Below are 22,879 nucleotides of genomic sequence, written 5' to 3'. Positions count from 1 at the left end.
TAATGAAGCAGGACATCTATATCAAGAATAAAAAGGCATACTTTGAATACCATATACTGGATAAGTATGTGGCAGGCATACAATTGCTGGGCACCGAGATAAAATCTATCCGCGAGGGCAAAGCCAACGTGAACGATGCCTTTTGCACCTTTATTGGCAACCAGCTTTATATACGCAACCTGCATATCTCCGAATATTCGTTCGGCTCGTTCTATAACCATGAAGCCAAACGCGACCGCGTATTGCTGCTCAACAAAAAGGAACTCAAAAAACTGCTCACCCGCGGCGAAGAGAAGGGGCTCACTATAGTCCCCCTGGCCATGTTCATTAGCGAGCGCGGCTTCGCCAAAGTAGAGATAGCCCTGGCACAAGGTAAAAAGACTTTCGATAAGCGCGAAACCATGAAAGAGCGCGATACTAAGATTGAGATGGATAGAGCGCTGAAAAGGTAAATGCTGCCCACTTCGCCCCAATGATTAGCAGGGGACCTTTTGATCTACCATCCTGCGAAAACTATAAGGTGTCAATATTGCCCTCATGCTTCAGCTACCCGGCACCACGTAGCTGAAATTTTCTTTGTTGAGATTTAGCTGGATGATTTAAGCTCAGCATCGCATAAGGTTTTTACTTTAAATACTCTTATGGTATATTTAATAAAATTATGACCATGGTAATCGCCGAAATAAAACTTCCCGAAAAAGATGCGGAAATGATATTGAAAGTAATATCAAAATTAGGTGGCAAAATCAAATTGATTGAGCCTGCTAACCCTAAATTATCGCCCGCTGCAAAAAAGATGAAAAAGGATTTGGAAGCGGCTTTTAAAGAGGTTAAACTGCACCAGGAAGGAAAAATCAAGTTGAAAACACTGGCAGAAGTTTTAGATGAACTTTAATTATTCATTACCAATAAAACAGCCGTCATGCCGATTCATTTCGGTACCCCACACGGCAGGATGCCGTCATACAAGGCGAGTTAACAAAGTGGCTACTTTTATGATAGGGTTCTGACCCAAATTCAGAATGACGTTTTTTGCAATTTACTCATCCAGCCCCCCAATAATACAAACAATTGGCAATCAACCCCGTATAGCCGGATATTAAGAGGTATCCAACCAGTTAATTTCCGGAAGAGGAAATAATAGTTTTATGTCTACGATCGTTGCTCCTCTTACCATTACTAAGATGGCATAAGGAGAGGGATTCGTCTTCCCAAGCTCCAAAGGAGCTAGCAGAGTTTCAATCTGCCGTATCCAGCCGCTCTACCATCCTCGAATATTTTTAATTAAATTCAAGGATGAATCTAACATAGGAATTTTGGTTTGATATTGGGAAGGGTATCTTTGATGTATGAATCAAGAGACTAATAAAGCATTCAATACTTTACGTAAGCCATCAAAGGAGAATTTTGATGAAATATTTGAAAACTACTCAATCGTTTTTGAAAATCAAATGGATTCTATTAGGCAGGAAATCGCTGTTTGTATAATCAATGAACTTCACCACGCTGCAATTATGCTAACCAGCCATTTGCTTGAAAAATTTCTTAGAGACGTAATTGTGATAGAAGAATCAGGAATAAAAACAATGATTCCTGAAAATCAGAATAAAATCAAAGCGGCTTATAAAAAAAGAAACAGCAGTACCTTAGATAATCTTAACGATGAGGCACTCAAACTAAAAATAATTTCGGAAACTCAGCATCAACAAATCAAGGACTATATACAGACAATAAGAAATCCATATAGTCATGGGTCTTCGTTTCAAATTCTAAAGAATGTGAAGCCAATAAAAACATTGACAGGCAGTTTTTCAAAGGGAATCAGTCATGAAATGATAGATACGCAGGTTAACAGCTATCTTCCGCTACAATCTCTTTTTCATGATTTTCAGGCTAAGAAGGATTCAATAAAATATTTTAAGTTCATTGATAGCATTCTTTTTTCATTTTATAAAGAGAAAAATGGTCAAGTGTATAAGCGTCAATTTTGACTATACATATATCTACTAGAGTAGTTTTTTGGAGACCTCTGAAAATTCTCTATTATGTATGTGTAAAATTGCCTGAAATTAATGCATGCGAAAAAACCCACTAATTGGGCGAATTCTTTGTTGAAGATTGCGAATCAATCTCCATCATTTTCTGCCTCATGTTCGCCAGGCTTGTTAAATCGTACATAAGTTAATAGACAATAGTCGCTCTTTCCACCCAAAAGCTACCTTAATTTCCCCCCTCAATGATATAAACAATTCGCAATCAATCCCGTCCAGCCGGTTTGGTGAGACGCGCCTTTACCGCTGCCGTTGTCGCCATCGAAGTATTCATGGTAAAGGATATGGTCTTTAAAGTGCTCGTCGGTTTGTAGCTTTTCGTAATCGCCGAATACCGCGCGGCGGCCTTTGTCATCCCTAAGGAAAATTGCGGAGATGCGGCGGTAAATTTCGTTGGCTACTTCTTTCAGGTTCATCATGTTGCCGCTGCCCGTTGGGCATTCCACCTTAAAATCGTCGCCGTAGTAATCGTAAAAAGTGTTCAGGCTATCTATAATAAGGTAATTCATAGGTACCCAAATAGGGCCACGCCAGTTGCTGTTGCCACCAAACATGCCGCTATCACTCTCGGCAGGCAAATATTTTATACTGAAGTTATTGCCATAGATATTTACGCTGTAAGGATTATCCAGGTGGTACTTGGAAAGCGACCGGATGCCGTACTCGCTCAGAAACTCTTGCTCATCCAGCATATAACGTAACAAGCTCTTCATGCGGTAGCCGCGCAAAAGGCTAATGAGGTGGGTACCCCCTGCCCTAACTTCGGTCCAGCGCGATACCAGTGAAGCCAGGTCGGGCCGGTTGGCGATGAACCACGCCATACGGCCCTTAAAAATGGGGTTGTCGGCAATGGCTGCTTCATCCAGCACTTCAGCGGCAAATAGGGGTATCAGCCCTACTATGCTGCGCACGCGCATTTTCTCAGCACTTCCATCTGGCAGGCGCAGCTGGTCGTAAAAAAAGCCGTCCGCTTCGTCCCAAAGGCCGGTGTTATCCGTCCCCAAGGTCGACATGGCACCCGCTATGTAAATAAAATGCTCGAAATATTTAGAGGCGATATCCTCGTAAGCCTTGTTGGTGGCAGCCAGTTCAGCAGCTATGCGCAACAGGTTGAGCGAATACATGGCCATCCAACTGGTGCCATCTACCTGCTCCAGGTGCGTACCATCGCCGAAGCGCGTATTGCGGTCGAACACGCCGATGTTATCCAACCCTAAAAAGCCGCCTTCGAAGATGTTATTGCCGGCCTCGTCTTTACGGTTTACCCACCAGGTAAAGTTGAGCATCAGCTTATGGAAGATGCGCTCCAGAAAAAACGTGTCGCCCTCGCCGGTGGCGGCTTTATCCAGGAGGTATATTTTCCAGGTAGCCATGGCCAAAACGGGCGGGTTGGTATCACTAAAATCCCACTCGTAGGCGGGCAGCTGCCCGTTGGGGTGCATATACCAGTCTTTGGTAAGCAGCGTAAGCTGGTTTTTGGCGAAGGGCATATCCACGCTGGCCAGCGGAATGCAATGAAAGGCCAGGTCCCACGCGGCAAACCAGGGGAACTCCCATTTATCGGGCATGGAGATAATATCGCCACGGTTATTGAATTGCGGCCATTTATGGTTGCGCCCGGTTAAACGCTGTGCGGATGGCAGGGGCTGTGCCGGATCGCCGTGCAGCCACTGATGTATATCGTAGTAGTAGAACTGTTTGTTCCACAGCATACCGGCAAAGGCCTGCCGCTGCACGCGGGCCTTATCTTCGTTGGCTATTGGCTGCAGGTTGGTATAAAATTTATCTGCATCGGCTTTGCGGGTGTTAAATAGCTCGTCGATGCCGTCTAAGCCGTTAACTACATCGTCCGAAAGCCGCATTTGGATGGTGTAACTTCCTTTAGCGGGGATGGTTATATCGTAGTTGGCCGCTGCCTTGGTGCCGGTTTTATCCGGATTGATGCTTTGCGCACCGTGGACGAGATAATCGTTTATGCCGTCTTTATAAAAACGCTTACCATCATCAAAATGGTTAAAGCGTAAGGTATTGGTTTCGTTATTGCAGAACAGCAGTTCGGGCGAACCATCAGCAATCAAGTGCATTTCGCCCAATTCCGCGTGATTGAGTTTGATTTGGTTACCCGAGATGGCCGACATCACCGGAACATTGCTATCGTAGCCCAGCGTCCAGGTGTTGCGGAACCAAAGGGTGGGCAATACATTCAGGCTGGCCTCCTTATCGCTGCGGTTATGAATGGTTATCCTGATGCCGATATCCTCCTGCGCGGCTTTGGCGTATTCAACAAAAACGTCAAAATATTCATTATTGTTGAAGATGCCGGTATCGGTGAGTTCAAATTCAGGATCGTTACGTCCGCACTTGCGGTTTTCTTCAACAAGGGTATTATATGGAAATTGCTGCTGCGGATACTTATACAGCATTTTCATGTAGGAATGTGTGGGCGTGCTATCCAGGTAATAGTAAAGTTCCTTTACATCCTCGCCATGGTTGCCTTCGCTGTTGTTCAGGCCAAAATAACGTTCCTTGATGATAGTATCTTTCTTGTTCCACAGGGCAATGGCGAAACAGAGGTGCTGGTCGCGGTCGCAGATACCGGCTATGCCCTCTTCACCCCAGCGGTAGGCCTTGCTGCGGGCCATATCATGGGTAACGTAGTTCCAGGCATCGCCGTTGGCGCTGTAATCCTCGCGCACGGTTCCCCATTGACGATCACTTACGTAAGGCCCCCATTTTTTCCAACCTGTTTCTTTTAACCTCGCCTGCTCTTCGTTCATATCGCTATTTTATTTCCACGCTTTCCTTAAAAACCTCAGCCAGTTGCCATGCATCATGTTATTGATATCCAAATCGGTGTAGCCACGTTTTCTCAATAAATCGGGCACCTTCTGCAAATCGGCAATGGTTTCCAAATCATAAGGGCATTGCTCTTTGCCAAAGGCTCCATCCAGATCTGTACCCATACCTACATGCAGAGCGTTACCTGCTATTTGGCAAATGTGGTCGATATGGTCAACCATTACTTCCATGCTGCAGTTCATACCTACAGGGGTAGATTGCCCCCTCACCCATCCGGGCACCATCATCCAGGCATCTAAAGCTGCGCCTATTACAGTGCCGCGTGCTATCAGCGCTTTTATCATTTCGTCACTATACTGGCGGTTATGGTTCACCAGCGCGCGGCAATTGTTGTGGCTGGCCCAAACATGGCCGTTAAAGTTATCCAGGGCCTGCCAAAAGGCATCATCGCACAAATGGGTGGCATCCAGTATCACATTCAGCCGCTCCATCTCTCTCAAAAGTTCGAGGCCGTTCGCCCCCATCGTGCCGGTAGCATCGGTACCGTTGGCATATCTGCCCGGACCGTAATGTGCAGGACCTACAGCGCGCAGGCCGTTGGTGTGTGCCTTTTCGAGGTAACTTACGTCAACAAAAGAATCTGCACCTTCTAAACTTAAGATATAACCGACAGGTTTTTTAAGGTTGTCCTCCGTATTGCCCCAAAGTGTTAAATGGTTTTCTAATGTGGCGAGGTTGTTTATCTGCACCATCTCGCCCATGTCTTCCATGGCCTTATACCAGGCCAGTTGCCCCTGTGTTTGTGCCCAGGCCTGCTGCGGCGAATGCCAGCCCGGCAATTGGTTGTCTGGTGCAACATATCGGCCTATCTGCGTAGCTACCACCAGGCCGATGTTTCCCTTGCGCAGTTCGGGGAGAGATACTACACCTAAACCCCTGTCTGGTTTATCCGTTAAGCCTGCCTCGCGGGCATTGATGGCTGCAATCGGCTGCGTTAAATCGCGGTTCCATTCCAGCGCATTCATGCTGAGGTCGAGGTGGGCATCTATTATGAGTTTTGATTTCACCGATTATTGAATTGATTACACCGATGTAGGATAATTTAACCGAATGCTTCAAATTATCTATATCGTAATTTTCCTGTCTCTTGCAACATTCATCCACTCCCCTGTTATTTGCTGGTTTTCGATGGTGATTGCCCGCTCGTATAAAGCAACCGTAGGGCAAATATGGTAGGGCAAGCCGTACAAAATATCGCCTACTTTAAAGTGGTGGTTCGGGCCTGCATCGGCAACTAAATGCTCTTCGCTGTGGCCTGTAAATTTCAGTTCGGGGGCGTTGAGGAAATAGATACGCTTACTCAGTTCATTTTCTGCCGATACCGATTTATGGCCAACATCTATGCAAAGTTTAGTCTCATTCGGTAATGATACCACCCTTGCTATTACCAGGGCCGCCGTTTGGAAAGCCTGCTCTGTAAATGCCAACTCATATCCCCTGTCCCAATAAGCAAAGGTACCGGGGCTGCACTCTAAATTTTCTCTTTGGGCTATGATGGGGAACGTTGGCGAACCACCGGCAATGATTACCGGCATAGGGTAACCCTCGTCGTATATCATCTGCGCAAGCTCCAGCACCGGCTCGATTGATTCGTCTGATCGTTGCTGCCTTACTGCGTAATCCGCATCGTGGATATGCCCGTCGTAAGCATGCAGCCCTTTCAGAACGATGCCCTGCATTTCGGCACATGCCTGGTACAGTTCTAAAGCATCGGCAGGTATAATGCCTGTGCGGTTCATACCGTTGTTAAGGTCGATGTAAACAGGGATTGTGATATCCTCTTTTACCGCCGCCTCGGCTATTGCACTTGCGGTGCCAACGTTATCAACGAGGCACGAGAACACGGTATCCGGATACGCCTTTATCAGCTTGATAAACCTTGCCAGCTTAGGTCCGTTTGGCTGATAGGCTAGCAAAGCATCCATAGCCTTGCACATGCCCAGCATCTCGGCCTCGGCTATGGTGGCGCATTTGAATTTACCGATGCCGGCATGCAACATCAATTCTGTAACGTGCGGGCTTTTATGGGTTTTTACGTGTGGGCGCAGGCGGTTAACATCGGCTACCATCGTTTTAACCAGGTCGATATTATATTTTACCCTATCGGGATAAACCACCAAAGCGGGGGTATCCAGTTTATCTGCGTTGTTGATAAGGTACCAGGTATCTGCGGGCATGGCTATATTTTAATCTTCCAGCTCGAATAAAGCCTCAATCTCTACCGGGATATTATCCGGCAAGGAACTCATGCCCACTGCGCTACGCACGCCTATACCGTTGTCTTCGCCCCAAACACTGGCAAACAGTTCGCTTGCGCCGTTGATGATGAAGGGGTGCTTTTCAAAATCGGGCGTGCAGTTTACCATGCCCAGTACTTTTATCACACGTTTTATCTTATCCAAACTACCTACTTTAGCTTTGATGGTAGCTAAAATTGCCAGGCCTACCTGCCTTGCGGCAAGCTTGCCTTCTTCGGCAGTCATATCCTGCCCTATGCGGCCTATAATGAGGCTACCATCGCTCTTAACCGTTCCGTGGCCCGATACATAAAGGTATTTACCATCAATTAAACAAGGTTTGTACACGCCCAGCGGTTTGGGCGCGGGAGGCAAAATAAGGCGTAATGCTGTAAAGTTTTGTTCTGCGTTGATCATGGCGTAAAACTATTATATAATTATGGCTTTTTTAATGACAAAAATCATAAAGGATTTGTAAATGACGAAGCATAGCTACCCTAACAAACATCGGATTTTATGCTGCATTATTAATAATGTTTTACGAGTGGGTGCGGGTAAGGCCGCAATTTAGGATCAGTGCTTACCGAAGGCCTTTTATGAAGATATCAATCAGCAAAAGGCGTTTGGCGTGTATCTCGTCCAGGTGTTCTTTGCGGGGGAAAGCGGTCTTTTTTTGCTGCATAGCACCGACTTTAATACCATGCAAAGCATCTAAAAACACGTCAACTATTTCGGCGGGATTGTCAACAGGCTGGATATGGCCCTTGACAATTTCTGCCCCGATAGCGTTGGTGAGCAGCGTAGTTTCGGCAGCGCGTATCTGGTCAACTATGGCCCATATGGTATCGGGCAGGTTTTGTTCATTAAGCCTTACAAAATCAAAGAAGTTATAGTTGGCCACCATAAAATGATGATGGGTGTTTACCTGAAACAGGAAAGCATCGCGCAGACCGGTAAAGTTATCTACATTATCCTGCAGCAGCTTAAGGTAATCATTAGCCAGCTTACGCATTACTGCCATATAAAGCTCGCTCTTATCAGGGAAGTAGTAATACAGCAGGGCTTTTGACATAGAAAGATCGCCCGCTATTTCGTTCATGGTGGTTTTTGAATAACCATAATGCAGAAACCGCTGATACGATGCCTCTAAAATCCTCTCCCGTTTGATATCCTGATTGTCTACGCCTGCACTCATCTATTACTTACCTTGCTATTAATCAATTTGAATTCCTGACTTATTTAACAAAAATATCAAATTTTCAGTCGAATAGCTTTAAGGCCGTCTAAAAGATGATATTCAAATGTTAAAACGACACTAATTCTACAAAAAAAGGCCGCACAGTACTAAGCTATGCGGCCTTGGGTTAAAATTTTAGGATACCAGCTTATGCGCCTGCGTCGGCAGCCAATAGCTTTTCTCTTTCAGCATCTTTCTTCGCGCTTTGGTCGCCAAAAAAGTAGTTCTTCATGTTTACGCGAATGATGTACATACATGGCACCAGTATCAACGTAATCACCGTAGCAAAGCCCAGTCCGAAGATCATCGTCCACGCCAACGGGCCCCAGAATGCCACGTTATCGCCACCGAAGTGGATATGCGGTTCGAAGTGGGTGAACAGCCCTACGAAGTCGATATTGAAGCCTACCGCCAAAGGTATCAAGCCTAAAATCGCAGCTGTTGCCGTAAGCAATACCGGTGTCATACGGGTGTGGCCCGCTTCTACCACGGCATCATGCAGGCTGGTGCCCTGTTCAATCAGCATATCGGTAAACTCTACCAGCAAGATACCGTTACGGACCACCACCCCGGCAAGGGCAATGATACCTACGCCTGTCATTACGATGGCCATAGTCATCCCGAAGATACTAACCCCAAGCAACACGCCGATGATACTAAAGAAGATCTCGCTGATGATGATGAATGTTTTCCCTATAGAGTTGAATTGTATCATCAGGATGATCAATATCAACCCGAAAGAAGTGGCCATTGCACCGCCCAGGAATATTACAGCTTCCATTTGATCTTCCTGACCGCCGCCCTGGCGGATGATGATATCATCCGGGTGTTTAAAATTATCCAGTGCCTTTAAAATACTGGCATTTACATCATTAGGGTTATTCGGCTTAATAACGTTTGACCCTAATGTGAGTACCCTGCGCGATTGTTTACGTTTGATGTTACTGTAAGTGTCGGTGTACCTTACATCTGTAAATGCAGAGATAGGCACCTGGCGAATAGCACCGCCTGTTGCCAGATCGCGATAGGTGATCTTCAAATTTCGTATCTCATCTATATTGCTCCGCTGACTTTCCAAGGCACGCACCTGTATTTTGTAATCGTCTTCTTTAGTATTACGGAAGTTGGCAGCAGGCGCACCAAAAATGGCGGTCTGCAGGTTATCTGTTATTGTTTTGGTGGAGATACCCTCACGGTTAGCGCGTTCTCTGTCAATATCAAAAACAATTTCAGGTTTGTCGTTCTGCACGTCGGCAATTAAGTTTTCAATACCCGCTATGTTCTGCTTAGCCAGGTAAACTTTTAACCTGTTGCTGGTTTTCACCAATGAATCAAGGTTGTCGCCAATTAATTCAATCGCAATATCTTTCTGTACCGGCGGGCCGCTATTTTCCTGTACCACAGATATTTTGGTACCAGGCACACCTTGCACGGCACCGCGTATCTTTTTAAGTATGGCTTTGGTATCCTTACCATTACGTTTGCCAAATTCAACAAACGCAACGGTAACTTTACCCTTGTTTTGGTAATCGCCCTGGTCCTCATCGGTTGGGTCGCTTACGCCTTTGGTTACGTTTGATATAACCGACGAAACGATATCCTTATCCGGTTCTACAATTTCGGCCACACGTTTCTCAATCTTTTTGGTAACCTCATTTGTTGTAGCCTGGTCGGTACCTATGGGCATGGTGATGTATACATAGGCAAAGTTAGGATCGCCGGCCGGGAAAAACTCGGGCGTTTTGCCCAGGAAATGATTGATCACCAGTGCCAATACGAACAGTACCATTGTGCCCGACAATACGGTTAGCGGTCGCTTTACTGCGCGTTCCAGCCATTTGGCATACCAGGCCTGGAATTTTGGCCATGCTTTGTTCTGGAATCTATCTATCACCCGCAGCAATACGAAATGATTTAACAGGTATAATACAATAAACAGCACCATAAGGTTGCCAATACCGATATTTATAAAATAACCAATTGCAGCTGCTATCACCATAAAAATAAGCGCTCTTTTAGTTTTCCTGTCAAATTTGGGATTATCATGTTCGCCTTCATGGTGTGGTTTCATAAAATCAACCGCAAATACCGGGTTCATAATATAAGCCACTACTAACGATGCCAATAAAGTAATGATAAGTGTTATAGGCAGGAAGAACATAAAATGCCCTATCAAACTGTTCCAAAACGCAAGTGGTATAAATGGAGCCAGCGTAGTCATGGTACCCGAGAACACTGGTAGGAATACCTCACCAGCGGCCATTTTAGCGGCTTCTTTAATAGGCACTTTTCCGTTAGCAAAAATACGGTGCGTGTTTTCTATTACCACAATGGCATCATCTACCACAATACCCAGCGCCAGCAGGAAGGAGAACAATACGATCATGTTGAGCGTAAAGCCTATGGCAGGCATAATCAGGAACGCGATAAAGCAGGATAATGGAACCGAAAGTGCCACAAATATGGCATTGGTGGTACCCATAAAAAACATCAGGATAACGGTAACCAGTAAAAACCCGATGATAATGGTGTTGATCAAATCGTTAAGCGTTGTACGTGTTTTGTCTGACTGATCGCCGGTAACGGTGATGGCCAAACCTTTGGGGAACACTGTTTTTTGCTTTAGTTTTATCAGTTCGTTTATTTTGTCTGAAGCCTGTATCAAATTTTCGCCGGCACGTTTGCTTACGTTTAGCGTAATTACATTTTTAAAGTTTGCACTGTTGGGTGTTTTTAAACGCGCGTAGCTTTCCTGCTCCAAAAAAGAGTCTTTCACGTCGGCAATATCGCGCAGGTAAACCGCTTTACCGCCAGGGTTACGTATCACCATGGCTTTCACCTGGTCGGCATCCTTAAAATCCTGCTTAATATCTATGCTTCGGCGTACACCATCAGTTTTAATGGTACCGGCAGATGACAGAATATTTTCATTACCAACAGCCAAAATAATATCGCTAAAGCTAATCTGCGCAGCGGCCATTTTGTTCAGGTCAACATTCACCTGTATTTCGGGCGTTAGCGCACCAACTTCATCAACTTTTGAAATCTCCTTGTAGCTTTCTATTTCATCCTTTAAAAGGTCGGCATATTCTTTCAGGCGTTTCAGGTCGTAATTTCCCGATACGTTAATGTAAAGAATAGGCAAATCGGCCACGTTGATATCAGAGATCACCGATTCCTTAAGGTTCTGATCACCCTGTGGCAGATCTTGTTTGGCTTTATCTACCGCATCCTTAACATCAATTTTTGCATCTTTAATATCAATATTCGCCTGAAATTCGGCAGTAATGATAGACACATTTTGTACCGAGTTAGAGGTAACCTTTTTTAAACCTTTTAACGATTTCAGTTTCTTTTCTATTTGCCTGGTAACCAGGTTCTCCACGTTTTGTGGCGACTGCCCCAAAAATGTAGTGGTAACAAACACTTTTGATTGTGCTATATCCGGAAAGTTTTCCTTAGGCAAGGTGTTATAACTAATCAGCCCAAGCACCGTAATCAAAAATATGAGTACGTAAATGGCTGTTTTATTATCGATGGCCCAACTTGAGGGCGCGAATTCTTTCTTAACGTCTTTCATAATTAAAAGATCAGATTTTTTTACAAATTAGTAACCAGACTGCGTAGCTTTAACCTTGTCGCCATCCTCTATATCGGCGGCACCTTCGGTTATAAGCTGTTCCCCTGCCTTCAGGCCCGATAATATTTCGGTCTGGCCGCCATAGGTAACCCCTAATTTTACATTCTTTTGTTTGGCTATACCGCCTTCATTTACAAAAACATAATCACCTGTTTCTGAACGCTGTACAGCCTTAACCGGTATCACTACAGCATTGGCTTTAGTGTAGTTGGCAATTTTAATAATGGCAGTCATGTTAGGGCGTAGCGATGCGCGCTGCGGTAATTTAATTTCAACCGCAAAACTGCGCGAGGTTGGGTCGATAGCTTTTGCAGCGAATGTAACGGTGGTTGTTAACGAGTCTTTAGCATCGGGCACCAATATTTGCACCTGGTTACCGGTGTTTACACTTCCCGAGTAAGACTCAGGTACGTCGGCCTTAATTTTTAATACATCAGCATTTACTATACGTATGCCGTTGCCTGGCTGCCCCGGCTGTACGGCCTGGCCCAGTTTAAGGTCCATTTGATCAACTGTTCCGCTTATTGGCGATACGATACGGTACAGGTTAGCCTGCGAACGCAATGCGGCCAATGATTTCTGACCAGCCTTGTAGTTGGCCTGAGCCTGCAAAAACTGCACTTCGGTACCAATTTTTTGATCCCAAAGATTTTTCTGACGCTCATAAACTGTTTTAGCCAAATCAAGATTCGCCTCGGTTTGTGCAATTTGCTGCTGCAATACACTGTTATCCAATTGGGCAAGCACCTGGCCTTTACCTACATGCTGCCCTACCTTTACGTACAGTGCCGTAATAGTGCCGGGCGACTGAGAAAAGGCAGTTGTGTTATCCTGCGCATCAATTTTACCTTGTATCTGCACGTAATTGGTAAACGTTGAGGTCTTAATTTCAAGCGCGCCCACTTCAACCGCTTTTGTGGAATCTACTGTGCCAACTTCACTTTGCAGTTTGGTAATCTTGGCATTAATTTCTTGCTGCTGTTTCTGCAGGTCGGCCAGTTCGGCCTTTTTATCTTTTGGTTTTGAGCATGCTGCTATTAACAGTATGGCTGATATGTATAATAATTTTTTCATGTTTATGAGGAGTGTGTATGTGAGTTTTTTGTTTATTGAATGCGTCCGTAAGCTTTATCAAGATCTACTTTGCTCACCAGCGCATCGTAAAGGGCCTGTATATATTGGTTATCGGCAGTTTCAAGCGCGGTTTGCGCCTGGGTAACTTCTATGCTGCTGCCTACCCCTTGCTGGTATTTTATTTTGGAAACGCGTAGTACCTCCCGGGCGAGTTCCTGATTACGTTTTTGGTTACCAAGGCTTTGCAAACCGTTAAAATAAACAATGTTAGCCTGTTGCACCTGTAAGCTCAAAGCATTTTTAAGGTTATTTAAATCGTTCTGATTTTTTTGAACTACAATTTGAGATTGCCTTAATATCGCGGTTTTCATGCCACCGCTAAAGATCGGGATGTTTAATGTTAGCCCTATATAAGTTGAAGGGAAGCTTTGGTTGTACAGTTTGCTGAATTCGTTGTTTTGATATAGTATAGATGAGTTTGCGTTGAACGACAGCGTTGGTAAAAAAGCTGCCTTTTTTCGCCTTACATCAAATTGGTTAATTTTCATTGCAGTTTCGCTCAGACTGTATTCTATCCGGTTTTTGTATGCGGTACTATCACCATTGAGGTTTGCCGCATTGCTGTCTAAAGTTATATCGGCCAATTTGTCCTTTAAGGTAAGGTTATATTCTATCGGCATGCCCATCTGAAATTTTAACAGCGCATAATTTAACCCGAGCAGCCTCAATGTATTTTCGCGCGTGGTGGTTAAATTATTGTATTGTACCGTAATACGGTCAACATCAATTTTCTCAACAAAACCCTGTTTATTTTGGGCTACGGTTTGGTCAAGTTGTTGTTTCAATTGATTAATATTAGCATCCAGTAATTTAACCTGCTCATCGCTCACCAATACCTGGTAATACGCTTTGGTTACGTTTGTATTGGTAGCAATTTTAGAGCGGGTTAAACTTTTGTTTGACAATTCGCGATAGGTGCTACGCGCCTTCAGGCCGATGAAGAAACTACCATCAAACAGTAACTGGCTTAACGATAAGCCTGCGTTGTTGCTATACTTTTGGTAAATACTTACAGATTGATAACCGCCCTTACCATCGGGAAACAAGATGGTAGGTATCTTTAAATAATCCTGAAAAGTGACCTGTCCGCTGATTTGTGGCAACCCAGTTGCAACGATCTGTTTAATGGTATTTTCGGCGTTCTGAACATCCAGCCTGCTGTTTTTTACAGAGTCCTGATGCTCATAGGCGTAGTTAACAGCATCCTGAACGGTAAAGCTATAGGTTTGAGGTACCGGCTGCGTTTGCGCAAAGCCTTTGAGGCCGGCCGCAGCGCAAAGCATTATGAGTAGTAATCGTTTCATGTTGGTGTACATTATATATGATGGATTTTGGTGTGTTTATTTTGCTTGCTGCAAAAAGACGATTTGTATTGACAACCGTATGTCAGCAGCTTTTTTATTATTTGTTTGCATTTTGTTGTTTGTACTTATCCAGTACTTCGTGTCCTTTTATGGTACAAATACCATAGTTAAAGTGTTCCAGCAATTGCAACTGTACCTTCCAGCTATTGAAAAGCGCTACCGGGAAAATGGCCGTATTAAAGCCCATCTCTACCTGGTTTACGCGCATGGTTGCCAGTATTTTTACGTCTATGTCGTCGCGGATGAAGCCTTGCTCCATGCCTTTATTTAAAAGTTCCACCAGTTTATTGATAATAACCCCCGCTTTAAAATTCTGGAACTCCCGCCACGCGTCAGGATGGTACTTCTGCATATCGTGAAACACGATGGGGTTGATCCGCGAAAAAATATCTTCAGAGCATTTCATCATGTTGATCATCTCCTCAATAACATTATCTGAGTTTTCGATGATCTCGTTCATCTGCCGCTCGTCTTCCTTCAACCGGCTCTTAACCAGTTCTACCACCAACTCGTTCTTATCCCCAAAAAAATGATATATCGTTTTCTTCGACATGCCCAAATGCCGGGCTATATCGTCCATGGTTACGCTTTTGATACCTGCCTGCAAAAACAGCTCGAGCGCGCCGTTTATAATTCGTTCTTCCTGACTCATTGACTTTACTAGTCAAAACTATGGAAACATTTTTAGATTTCAAAGTTTCCATCGTAAATTACCTTTGGCTGACAAAGCATCCTTAAACCGCCTATAATTTCAAATTGTTATCTTTGCAAAAAACTAACACATGGAATTGAATTCCCTTACCGCCATATCCCCTATCGACGGGCGTTACCGTAATGCCACAGCAGAATTAGCCGCCTATTTTTCGGAGTTTGCCTTAATCAAATACCGGGTACTTGTAGAAATAGAATACTTCCTGGCCCTGCACGCATTGCCTGTACCGCAATTAGAACTTTTTGACGGCACGCAAAGCGAAAAGTTACGCGATATCTACAGGAATTTTAGCGAAGCCGATGCCGCCGAGATAAAAGATATCGAAAAAACCACTAACCACGATGTAAAGGCCGTGGAATACTTCATCAAGAAGAAATTCGATGCGCTGGGTTTGAAGGAATTTAAGGAGTTTATCCATTTCGGCCTTACCTCTCAGGATATCAATAATACCGCCATCCCCTATTCGTTCAAGGCGGCTATACACGATGTTTATACCCCTGCCTTACACCAACTTATCGATCTGCTAAGACACTACGCAGCAGAATGGGCACACATACCCATGCTGGCACACACGCATGGTCAACCTGCTTCACCAACCCGTTTGGGTAAAGAGCTGGAGGTTTATGTAGAGCGTTTGATAAACCAGCTGCATTTGCTGCGCGATGTGCCTTATTCGGCCAAATTTGGCGGTGCTACCGGTAATTTCAATGCGCATAAAGTGGCGTACCCAAATACCGACTGGAAAGCCTTCGGTAACCATTTCGTTAACGACGTATTGGGCCTATACCGTTCGCAGTTTACTACGCAAATAGAACATTACGACAATTTTGCGGCGCAGTGCGATGCCTTAAAACGCATCAACAACATCCTGATAGATTTGGACCGTGATATATGGACCTATATATCTATGAACTACTTCAAACAAAAAATTAAAGCGGGTGAGGTAGGCTCATCGGCTATGCCGCATAAAGTAAACCCGATTGATTTTGAGAACAGCGAGGGCAACTTAGGCATAGCTAACGCGATGTTCGAACATTTGGCTGCCAAATTGCCCATCTCCCGCTTGCAGCGCGATTTGACCGATTCTACCGTACTCCGCAACATCGGCGTGCCTGTGGCGCATACACTTATCGCCTTTAAATCAACCATCAAAGGCTTAAATAAATTATTGCTGAACGAGGCCGCTATCAATGCCCACCTGGAAGCTAACTGGGCTGTCGTAGCCGAGGCTATCCAAACCATCCTGCGCCGCGAAGGATATCCAAACCCATACGAAGCTTTAAAAGAGCTTACCCGCACCAATACGCAGGTAAATGCCCAAACCATTGCAGCGTTTGTAGATACTTTAGAAGTGAGCGCAAGTGTTAAGGAAGAGTTGAAAGCGATAACGCCACAAAACTATACCGGAATATGAAGCCCCCCAGGCCCCTGAAGGGGGAGTAGGAGACTGTCAGTGTCGCGTAAAACTAAGTTGTAAATGAAGCAGCATTCAAAAACCTCATTACATTTGCTATCTTAATAAATTAGTACATCCATGAATATCAACGTATATACCGAATCTACCCCGAACCCGGCAACAATGAAGTTTATTGTAAACAAGTTGCTGATAAACGGCAGCGTGGATTACGCCACCCGTGATAGTGCCGAAAAATCACCTTTCGCAAAAGAGCTATATAAATTCTCATTCGTAAACGGCGTATTTTTCGCCAGCAACTTCGTAACCGTTACCAAAACCGAAGGCAGCGAATGGAACGATATTGAGCCTATACTGAAAGAATTCGTAAAAGGCGCGGTGGAATCTGAACTGAAAGTACAATTGGTTGAGCAAACCGGCGAAGTAGAATTCGAAGGCACCGAAACCGAGATAAAAATACAGCAGATTTTGAACGATTATGTTCGCCCGGCAGTTGAGCAAGATGGCGGCGCTATCAGCTACCGCTCGTTTGATGCAGGCATAGTTACCGTAGAACTTCGTGGCTCTTGCAGCGGTTGCCCATCATCAACAGTAACACTTAAAGCAGGTATAGAAAACCTGTTGAAACGTATGGTACCAGAGGTAACCGAAGTGGTTTCTGAAGCGCTGTAAGGATTACACCGATTATTGGATGATTACGCCGATTGTGATTTGATTACACCAATATAACCGAAACGCCGATTTGAAGATGATTCAAATCGGCGTTTTAGTTTCTATCCTATCGGTGGAATAAATCCCCAATCGGTAAAATCGCAGAAAATCAAAAATACTTCTGAATATACTCAAGCATCTCTCCTGTTATCTTGCCATTGGTAGCCAAAACTTCCCGGGTTTTTAGTACTTCATCGCCACCTTTAAAGTTTACGACTTGTCCCCCGGCTTGTTTTAGAATTACGATGCCGCCTGCTACATCCCATTCGTTAAGGTTGTATTCATAGTACGCATCAAAGCGACCGCTTGCGGTATAACAAAGGTCAACAGCGGCAGAACCAAGGCGGCGCAGACCATGGCAATTACGCATCAGTTCGGTAAATAGTTCGATATAGGCAGCCTGTTTGCTAAAATCGTAATAAGGAAAACCCGTTGCTATAAGGCTATCGGCTACCGTAGGCTTATTGCTTACTTTTATCTCTTTGCCGTTTAAATAGGCAGGCGAATCGTTATGGGCATAAAAGCATTCGTCCTGGCAAATCTCGTAAACAACGCCTAATACCAGCTCGTCATTCTTTTTTAAGCCGATACTTACCGAGTACGAAGGCAGTCCGTGAATAAAGTTGGTGGTACCATCTAACGGGTCGATAACCCAGTTGTAGGTTTCCCCTATTTTGGTGGTGGTTTTTTCTTCGGTAATGAAGCCCGCCTCGGGTAATATTTTCTCCAAACCGGCAACAATCTTTTGCTCAGCGGTTTTATCTACGTAGGATACCAGGTCGTTTAGCCCTTTGTATTCTATCTTATCTGCGTCAAAAGTTAATCTTTCCTGGCGGATGAACTGCCCGGCAATTTTGGCAACCTCAGTTACCTGGCTGATGATGGGGTTGAGTGTCATGATGATCTGATTGGGGTTGATGTGGACGTAGTGATAAACTGAACGAAAACACTTTATGAACAAAATAGCTGGCAACAAATAAGCTTAATGCCGCGCCAATGCGGGCATAGGGCGGATAAATATTCATTTGCTGTATCAAAACTTTCAATGCACCCAGGTTGGCAAAAAAACCAATAAAGGCCACGGTTACAAACCTGATAAACTGTTTAGTTGGTGATGATTTAGATTGGCTAAAAACGAGATAGCGGGTCATGAAGAAATTGACGGTAACGCCTAAAGCATAGGATATAGCCAGCGATACCGAAGAATTACGTAACGCAACTCCGAATATGACGTACATATTTTCAGTAAACAGGTAATGGAAAAGCAGGTAAAAGGCAGCCATGTCTACCGCGAAGCCTGCGCTCGCAGATAACAGGAACCTGATGATGTGGCTTTTAGTTATTTTGAGCCACAAGCGTTTAGCCATTTGCTACCGGCGTTTTTTGATAACGGGCATTTCCGAAATAAATCAGCGCTGCGCCACCCAAAACCATAATCAGCGATATCATTTCGGCTTGGGTAAAGTGTATGCCCGCAACTACGTATTTGGTATTTACACGTATCAACTCTATCAGAAAACGCTCAATGCCGGCTAATATCATGTACACACCAAACAACACACCCGGTGCTTTTACGCGGTGTCGTATCTTCCAGATAAAGAAGAAAAGCAACAAGCAAATAACCGATTCATAAAAAGAAGTAGGGTAAACAGCATCCCTAAGTTCGTAGCAGAATTTACCAACGCAATCGGGCATGTGCACCATCAATGGGTCGGTTGGGTTACCGTTAACATTATGCGGAAACTTAAACGCCCACATCCAATCAGGCGCCCAGCTTAGCCAGCCCGGTTTTGGCGCCGGGTTGGGTATGCCCCAATCTCCATCGCCCGACATTTGGCAACCTATGCGACCTACAGCATAGGCCAACATCATGCCTGCTGCGCCAATATCCAGCATATCCAGCGGCTTTACGCCGTTCTTGTGTGCAATGTAAAGCACAGCTGCGCCGCCGCAAATTAAACCGCCATAAAAGGTAAGACCGCTAAAACCTATAAGCATCGCCACGGGGTCGCGCATAAACTCGTCCCAATTCTCGAGCGCATTAAATAATTTAGCACCTGCAAACCCAAATACAGCGGCCCAAAGCAATATACTGCCCATCAATTCGTGCGGGTGTACGGTAACACGGCGCAACTCCGGTTTTGGCAATTCCTGCTTCTTGGCCTCATAGTAAGCCCAGTATGCAAATACTGCCGCGAATAGGATGCCGCCAACCCAATTACCTTTTAGAGACAACAGGAAATCCTGAGGGTTATCGATAAGGGCAGAGTAGTTCAGTACAGAATCTACCACCTTAAAGCCGAAAATAAAGCCGAACACTGCGTTACCGGCCAACTCGCCAACAGAAGCGGGCTTGCCTACCATAACATCCTTTTCGGTACCTTTTATGTATCCTGCGACTTCCTTTCGTTTAAACTCCTGAGAGAATGCCCAATAGGCAGCCATAAAGGCCAGCGCCACAAAAAAACCGAACGTTTGTATAGGCAAAGGGATGTTTAGTCCGGTAAAGTACTGTATGAGGTAAGATATAGTTGGAAACATCTATAGGTATTTTCTGGGGACGAATATAGGCTTTAATGTACTAATATTTCGTCGCTTTCTGTTATTTCAACATCACCATCGGGTGAAATTTGGGTTAAGCGTACAGCCCTAAGTTCGTTAACCAGAATGGGATCGTACTTGGTTTTTACTTTAACGTAGTTGCGGGTAAAGCCGTGCATAAAGCCGTCTTTTATATCGCCTTCAAACAAAACCTCGTCAGTTTTCCCTAGTTGGCCTTCGTAAAAAGCGCGGCGCTTTTTGTCGCTGAGGATATGTAACATCTTACTCCTGTCTGCACGGGCGGAACCGGGCACAACGCCTTTCATTTCGGCAGCCGGGGTATTTTCGCGTTCGGAGTATGTGAACACATGCAGATAAGAAATATCCAGTCCGTTCAAAAAGTTGTAGGTATCTATAAAATCCTCGCGTGTTTCGCCGGGGAAACCAACGATAACGTCAACACCGATGCAGCAATGCGGCATCACTTGTTTTATCTTCTCAATGCGGCTAACATAAAGCTCGCGCTTATAGCGGCGGCGCATCAGTCCCAGTATTTTGTTAGATCCCGATTGCAGCGGGATATGAAAATGCGGCACAAATCTTTTTGAGGTGGCTACGAATTCGATGATCTCATCGCTCAACAAGTTTGGCTCTATAGAAGATATGCGGATGCGTTCAATGCCCTCTACCTCATCCAGGGCCTTTACCAGATCGAAGAATTTATCTTCGCGCTGGCCGTTACGGATGCCGAAATCGCCCAGGTTTACGCCGGTAAGCACGATTTCTTTTACGCCGGATACAGCAATCTCGCGGGCCTGGGCCACTACATTCTCAATGGTATCGCTGCGACTTGCCCCACGGGCCAGCGGTATGGTACAAAACGTGCAGGAGTAATCGCAGCCATCCTGCACCTTAAGGAAGGTACGGGTACGGTCGCCGTACGAAAATGAGGGCACGAATTCGTTCGCCTCGCTAACCGGCTGGTTATATACTAAGGTCTTGGGGTTCTTGGTGAGATCGGTAAGATATTCTACTATCCTGAACTTCTCGGCTGCGCCCAAAACCATGTCCACGCCGGGAATTTCGGCAATCTCTGCAGGTTTCAACTGGGCGTAGCAACCAACGATAGTAACGTAGGCATTTGGGGAAATCTTAAGCGCTTCCTTTACGATCTTCTTGCATTTTTTATCCGCATTATCGGTAACGGAGCAGGTGTTTATCACAAACACATCAGGCGTATTGCTAAACTCCACCGTTTCGAACCCGGCTTGAGTAAACAAGCGACCAATCGAAGACGTTTCCGAGTAATTTAGCTTACAGCCAAGCGTATAAAATGCGACTTTCTTATTCATTTTCAGCCCGCAAAGATAAGGCTTTTGGAGAATAGTTGATTAAGTGAGTGGTGAGTAGTTATTAACCGCAATGTAAAAACTATCAGCTTCTACCCTATTTTGTTTTCTTTTTCATTTCTTTCAAGGCAGCCTGTAGCACTGTATCCGTCCCGGCAATTACATCGCTTGGGTTGCGTGGTATCTCAATATCAGGTATCACCCCTATGCCTACAAAGTCGCGGCCATCGGGGTAGGTGTCGCGCTTGGTGCAGATACGGCCATCAGTAAGTCCCGGTAAACTGATTGGCAGTGGCTGGCCTGTGCTGCCGTAAGTACGCTGGCCCATGGTGGTGGCGCGGCCCTTAAGGTCGTCAAGGATGATCAGGAAATCTTCTGCGGCAGATGCCGTGTTGTTGCCGGTAAGTACGATAAGCGGAGCGGTTATCTTTTTTTCTTTTACATCGTTATCAAAACGCATGGTGTCGCCCTGGTACCAGTAATCGCCTTTATAAGAGTCCAGCGCTTTCTTTTGCCATGCGGTTAAGGGCTTGCCCGATTTATCTTTAGACTGGTAATAGCCCCATGCTTTAAACGAGGATAAATTATCGCGGGTTCTCCAGGCCGAACCCACCAACATGGGTTTATCAGTAAAGTACTTCAATATCTCTGCTCCTACGCCGGTATCGCCGCCGCCATTGTCGCGTAAGTCTAATATCACACCTTTGCAGGCATATAGCTGCGGCACGATGCTCTTGAAAGCGCTATCAATAGCTTCATCGCCGAAAGTATTGAGCTTTACGTAGCCAATGCCTTCGATTACTTTAAAATCCATCATCTTCCAGGGCGTGGTGCCGTTGCGCCTTACCCACTTGGTGCCATAGGTATGGAACTGATAATCATAAGGAATTACTTTGCCTTGCGGGGTTTTCAGCTTGAGGTGGAACAGTTTTGTAGAATCGGTACCGTAAAACATCATGGCAGCTGCGGTATTCCAAAGCACGTGCTCGGTTGATGAACTGATGTACGGTATCAGTTCTTTTTCGGCATACGCTTTCGCAGGTACACCATTTACGCTGATTACCTCCGAGCCCAGCGGCACCATGTCTTTATATTGAATGGGGATATCCGTAACGATAAACTTCTTGTCGAAATTTTCGATATAGATCCATTTATACCGGGATTTATGGGTGAGCAGCTTCTCTGGAAAGCCGATGCCGGTATGCCCATCTTTTAGCAAAGCGCAAAACTTTTGCATCAGCATGTAATACTCCCAGGTATTTTTGGTGGCGATAATTTTGGGGATATAAGCGCGGTAAGTGCTGTCCCAGTTTACTTTGGCGTGGTCAAAATAGGCGAAATTCGCGCTCACTTCCGACCAAAACTTGCTCAATCCATACAATTTATCTTCGGTAGAAAGGTTAGCAACGGTATCAATCTGCGCATACGCCGTACGGCAGCAAAGGGCACAGGCCAATAAAATAAGGCAGTAGGTTTTTTTCATGAGATTTGGCAGATGTTTAAACCAAATTTAAACAAATCCCACAAAAAATCTATATGTAAATGAGATTATTGATACGGGCGTAGCGTTTACCCAAAACAATGTCTTTTTTTGCAGTCCGCTGTGAGTATCCTTAAAAAAATGCTTAAA

19 protein-coding genes are annotated in these 22,879 nt (G+C 45.0%); 5 read left to right on the top strand and 14 right to left on the bottom strand.

Annotated elements, in window-relative coordinates; translation table 11 throughout:
- Positions 1-2: 2 nt before the first annotated feature.
- The 3 genes from smpB to E2R66_RS14575 all read left to right on the top strand — a co-directional run bounded on the left by smpB (position 3) and on the right by E2R66_RS14575 (position 1,991).
- Positions 3-452 (top strand): SsrA-binding protein SmpB, encoded by a 450-nt coding sequence (gene smpB, locus E2R66_RS14585; RefSeq protein ID WP_133232105.1) that lies wholly within the window; start codon positions 3-5, stop codon positions 450-452.
- Positions 453-661: 209 nt separating this feature from the next.
- A complete protein-coding gene (locus tag E2R66_RS14580; protein WP_133232107.1) occupies positions 662-895 on the top strand; it encodes a hypothetical protein in 234 nt (77 codons plus the stop codon).
- A gap of 454 nt (positions 896-1,349) precedes the next feature.
- Complete coding sequence (locus E2R66_RS14575) at positions 1,350-1,991, top strand: hypothetical protein (RefSeq protein WP_133232109.1); 642 nt, start codon at positions 1,350-1,352, stop codon at positions 1,989-1,991.
- Positions 1,992-2,233: 242 nt separating this feature from the next.
- Here the strand turns inward: E2R66_RS14575 and E2R66_RS14570 are convergent, their stop codons facing one another.
- The 9 genes from E2R66_RS14570 to E2R66_RS14530 form a co-directional block, all read right to left on the bottom strand.
- Positions 2,234-4,828 carry an MGH1-like glycoside hydrolase domain-containing protein gene (locus E2R66_RS14570; protein WP_133232111.1) on the bottom strand — a complete coding sequence of 865 codons (2,595 nt, stop codon included), beginning with the start codon at positions 4,826-4,828 and terminating at the stop codon, positions 2,234-2,236.
- Between the two features lie 9 nt (positions 4,829-4,837).
- Entirely contained in the window at positions 4,838-5,917 is a 1,080-nt protein-coding gene (locus E2R66_RS14565; protein WP_262710302.1) for a dipeptidase, read from the bottom strand.
- 57 nt (positions 5,918-5,974) lie between these two features.
- Positions 5,975-7,087: a D-TA family PLP-dependent enzyme gene (locus E2R66_RS14560; RefSeq protein WP_133232113.1), complete on the bottom strand. Its 1,113-nt coding sequence runs from the start codon at positions 7,085-7,087 to the stop codon at positions 5,975-5,977.
- 9 nt (positions 7,088-7,096) lie between these two features.
- Positions 7,097-7,564, bottom strand: coding sequence for a RidA family protein (locus E2R66_RS14555; protein ID WP_133232115.1), 468 nt, complete (start codon positions 7,562-7,564; stop codon positions 7,097-7,099).
- Between the two features lie 163 nt (positions 7,565-7,727).
- Positions 7,728-8,342: a TetR/AcrR family transcriptional regulator gene (locus E2R66_RS14550; RefSeq protein WP_133232117.1), complete on the bottom strand. Its 615-nt coding sequence runs from the start codon at positions 8,340-8,342 to the stop codon at positions 7,728-7,730.
- Between the two features lie 190 nt (positions 8,343-8,532).
- On the bottom strand, positions 8,533-11,964 hold the full coding sequence (locus E2R66_RS14545) for an efflux RND transporter permease subunit (protein WP_133232119.1): 3,432 nt from the start codon (positions 11,962-11,964) through the stop codon (positions 8,533-8,535).
- Positions 11,965-11,991: 27 nt separating this feature from the next.
- Positions 11,992-13,098, bottom strand: coding sequence for an efflux RND transporter periplasmic adaptor subunit (locus E2R66_RS14540; RefSeq protein WP_133232121.1), 1,107 nt, complete (start codon positions 13,096-13,098; stop codon positions 11,992-11,994).
- Positions 13,099-13,130: 32 nt separating this feature from the next.
- Entirely contained in the window at positions 13,131-14,462 is a 1,332-nt protein-coding gene (locus E2R66_RS14535; protein WP_133232123.1) for a TolC family protein, read from the bottom strand.
- A 97-nt stretch (positions 14,463-14,559) separates the two neighbouring features.
- Positions 14,560-15,174, bottom strand: coding sequence for a TetR/AcrR family transcriptional regulator (locus E2R66_RS14530; RefSeq protein WP_133232125.1), 615 nt, complete (start codon positions 15,172-15,174; stop codon positions 14,560-14,562).
- 130 nt (positions 15,175-15,304) lie between these two features.
- Here E2R66_RS14530 and purB point away from each other — a divergent pair, with 130 nt between their 5' ends.
- Both purB and E2R66_RS14520 read left to right on the top strand, forming a co-directional pair.
- Positions 15,305-16,648 carry an adenylosuccinate lyase gene (gene purB / locus E2R66_RS14525; protein ID WP_133232127.1) on the top strand — a complete coding sequence of 448 codons (1,344 nt, stop codon included), beginning with the start codon at positions 15,305-15,307 and terminating at the stop codon, positions 16,646-16,648.
- Positions 16,649-16,768: 120 nt separating this feature from the next.
- Positions 16,769-17,320 (top strand): NifU family protein, encoded by a 552-nt coding sequence (locus E2R66_RS14520; protein ID WP_133232129.1) that lies wholly within the window; start codon positions 16,769-16,771, stop codon positions 17,318-17,320.
- A gap of 148 nt (positions 17,321-17,468) precedes the next feature.
- On the opposite strand, the gene E2R66_RS14515 is transcribed toward E2R66_RS14520, so the two are convergent.
- The 5 genes from E2R66_RS14515 to E2R66_RS14495 form a co-directional block, all read right to left on the bottom strand.
- Complete coding sequence (locus E2R66_RS14515) at positions 17,469-18,257, bottom strand: inositol monophosphatase family protein (protein WP_133232131.1); 789 nt, start codon at positions 18,255-18,257, stop codon at positions 17,469-17,471.
- Positions 18,223-18,726, bottom strand: coding sequence for a GtrA family protein (locus tag E2R66_RS14510; RefSeq protein ID WP_133232133.1), 504 nt, complete (start codon positions 18,724-18,726; stop codon positions 18,223-18,225). The genes E2R66_RS14515 and E2R66_RS14510 overlap by 35 nt, the downstream gene beginning before the upstream one ends.
- Positions 18,719-19,900, bottom strand: coding sequence for a prolipoprotein diacylglyceryl transferase (locus E2R66_RS14505; protein WP_133232135.1), 1,182 nt, complete (start codon positions 19,898-19,900; stop codon positions 18,719-18,721). The genes E2R66_RS14510 and E2R66_RS14505 overlap by 8 nt, the downstream gene beginning before the upstream one ends.
- A gap of 32 nt (positions 19,901-19,932) precedes the next feature.
- Positions 19,933-21,252 carry a tRNA (N(6)-L-threonylcarbamoyladenosine(37)-C(2))-methylthiotransferase MtaB gene (mtaB, locus tag E2R66_RS14500; RefSeq protein WP_133232137.1) on the bottom strand — a complete coding sequence of 440 codons (1,320 nt, stop codon included), beginning with the start codon at positions 21,250-21,252 and terminating at the stop codon, positions 19,933-19,935.
- 94 nt (positions 21,253-21,346) lie between these two features.
- Positions 21,347-22,732, bottom strand: coding sequence for a S41 family peptidase (locus tag E2R66_RS14495; protein ID WP_133232139.1), 1,386 nt, complete (start codon positions 22,730-22,732; stop codon positions 21,347-21,349).
- Positions 22,733-22,879 lie beyond the last annotated feature (147 nt).

The sequence above is a fragment of the Mucilaginibacter psychrotolerans genome, assembly GCF_004519315.1.
Taxonomy (GTDB): Bacteria; Bacteroidota; Bacteroidia; order Sphingobacteriales; family Sphingobacteriaceae; genus Mucilaginibacter; species Mucilaginibacter psychrotolerans.
Note: the sequence above shows the minus strand (reverse complement) of the source record. Positions and strands in the feature narration are given on the sequence as shown.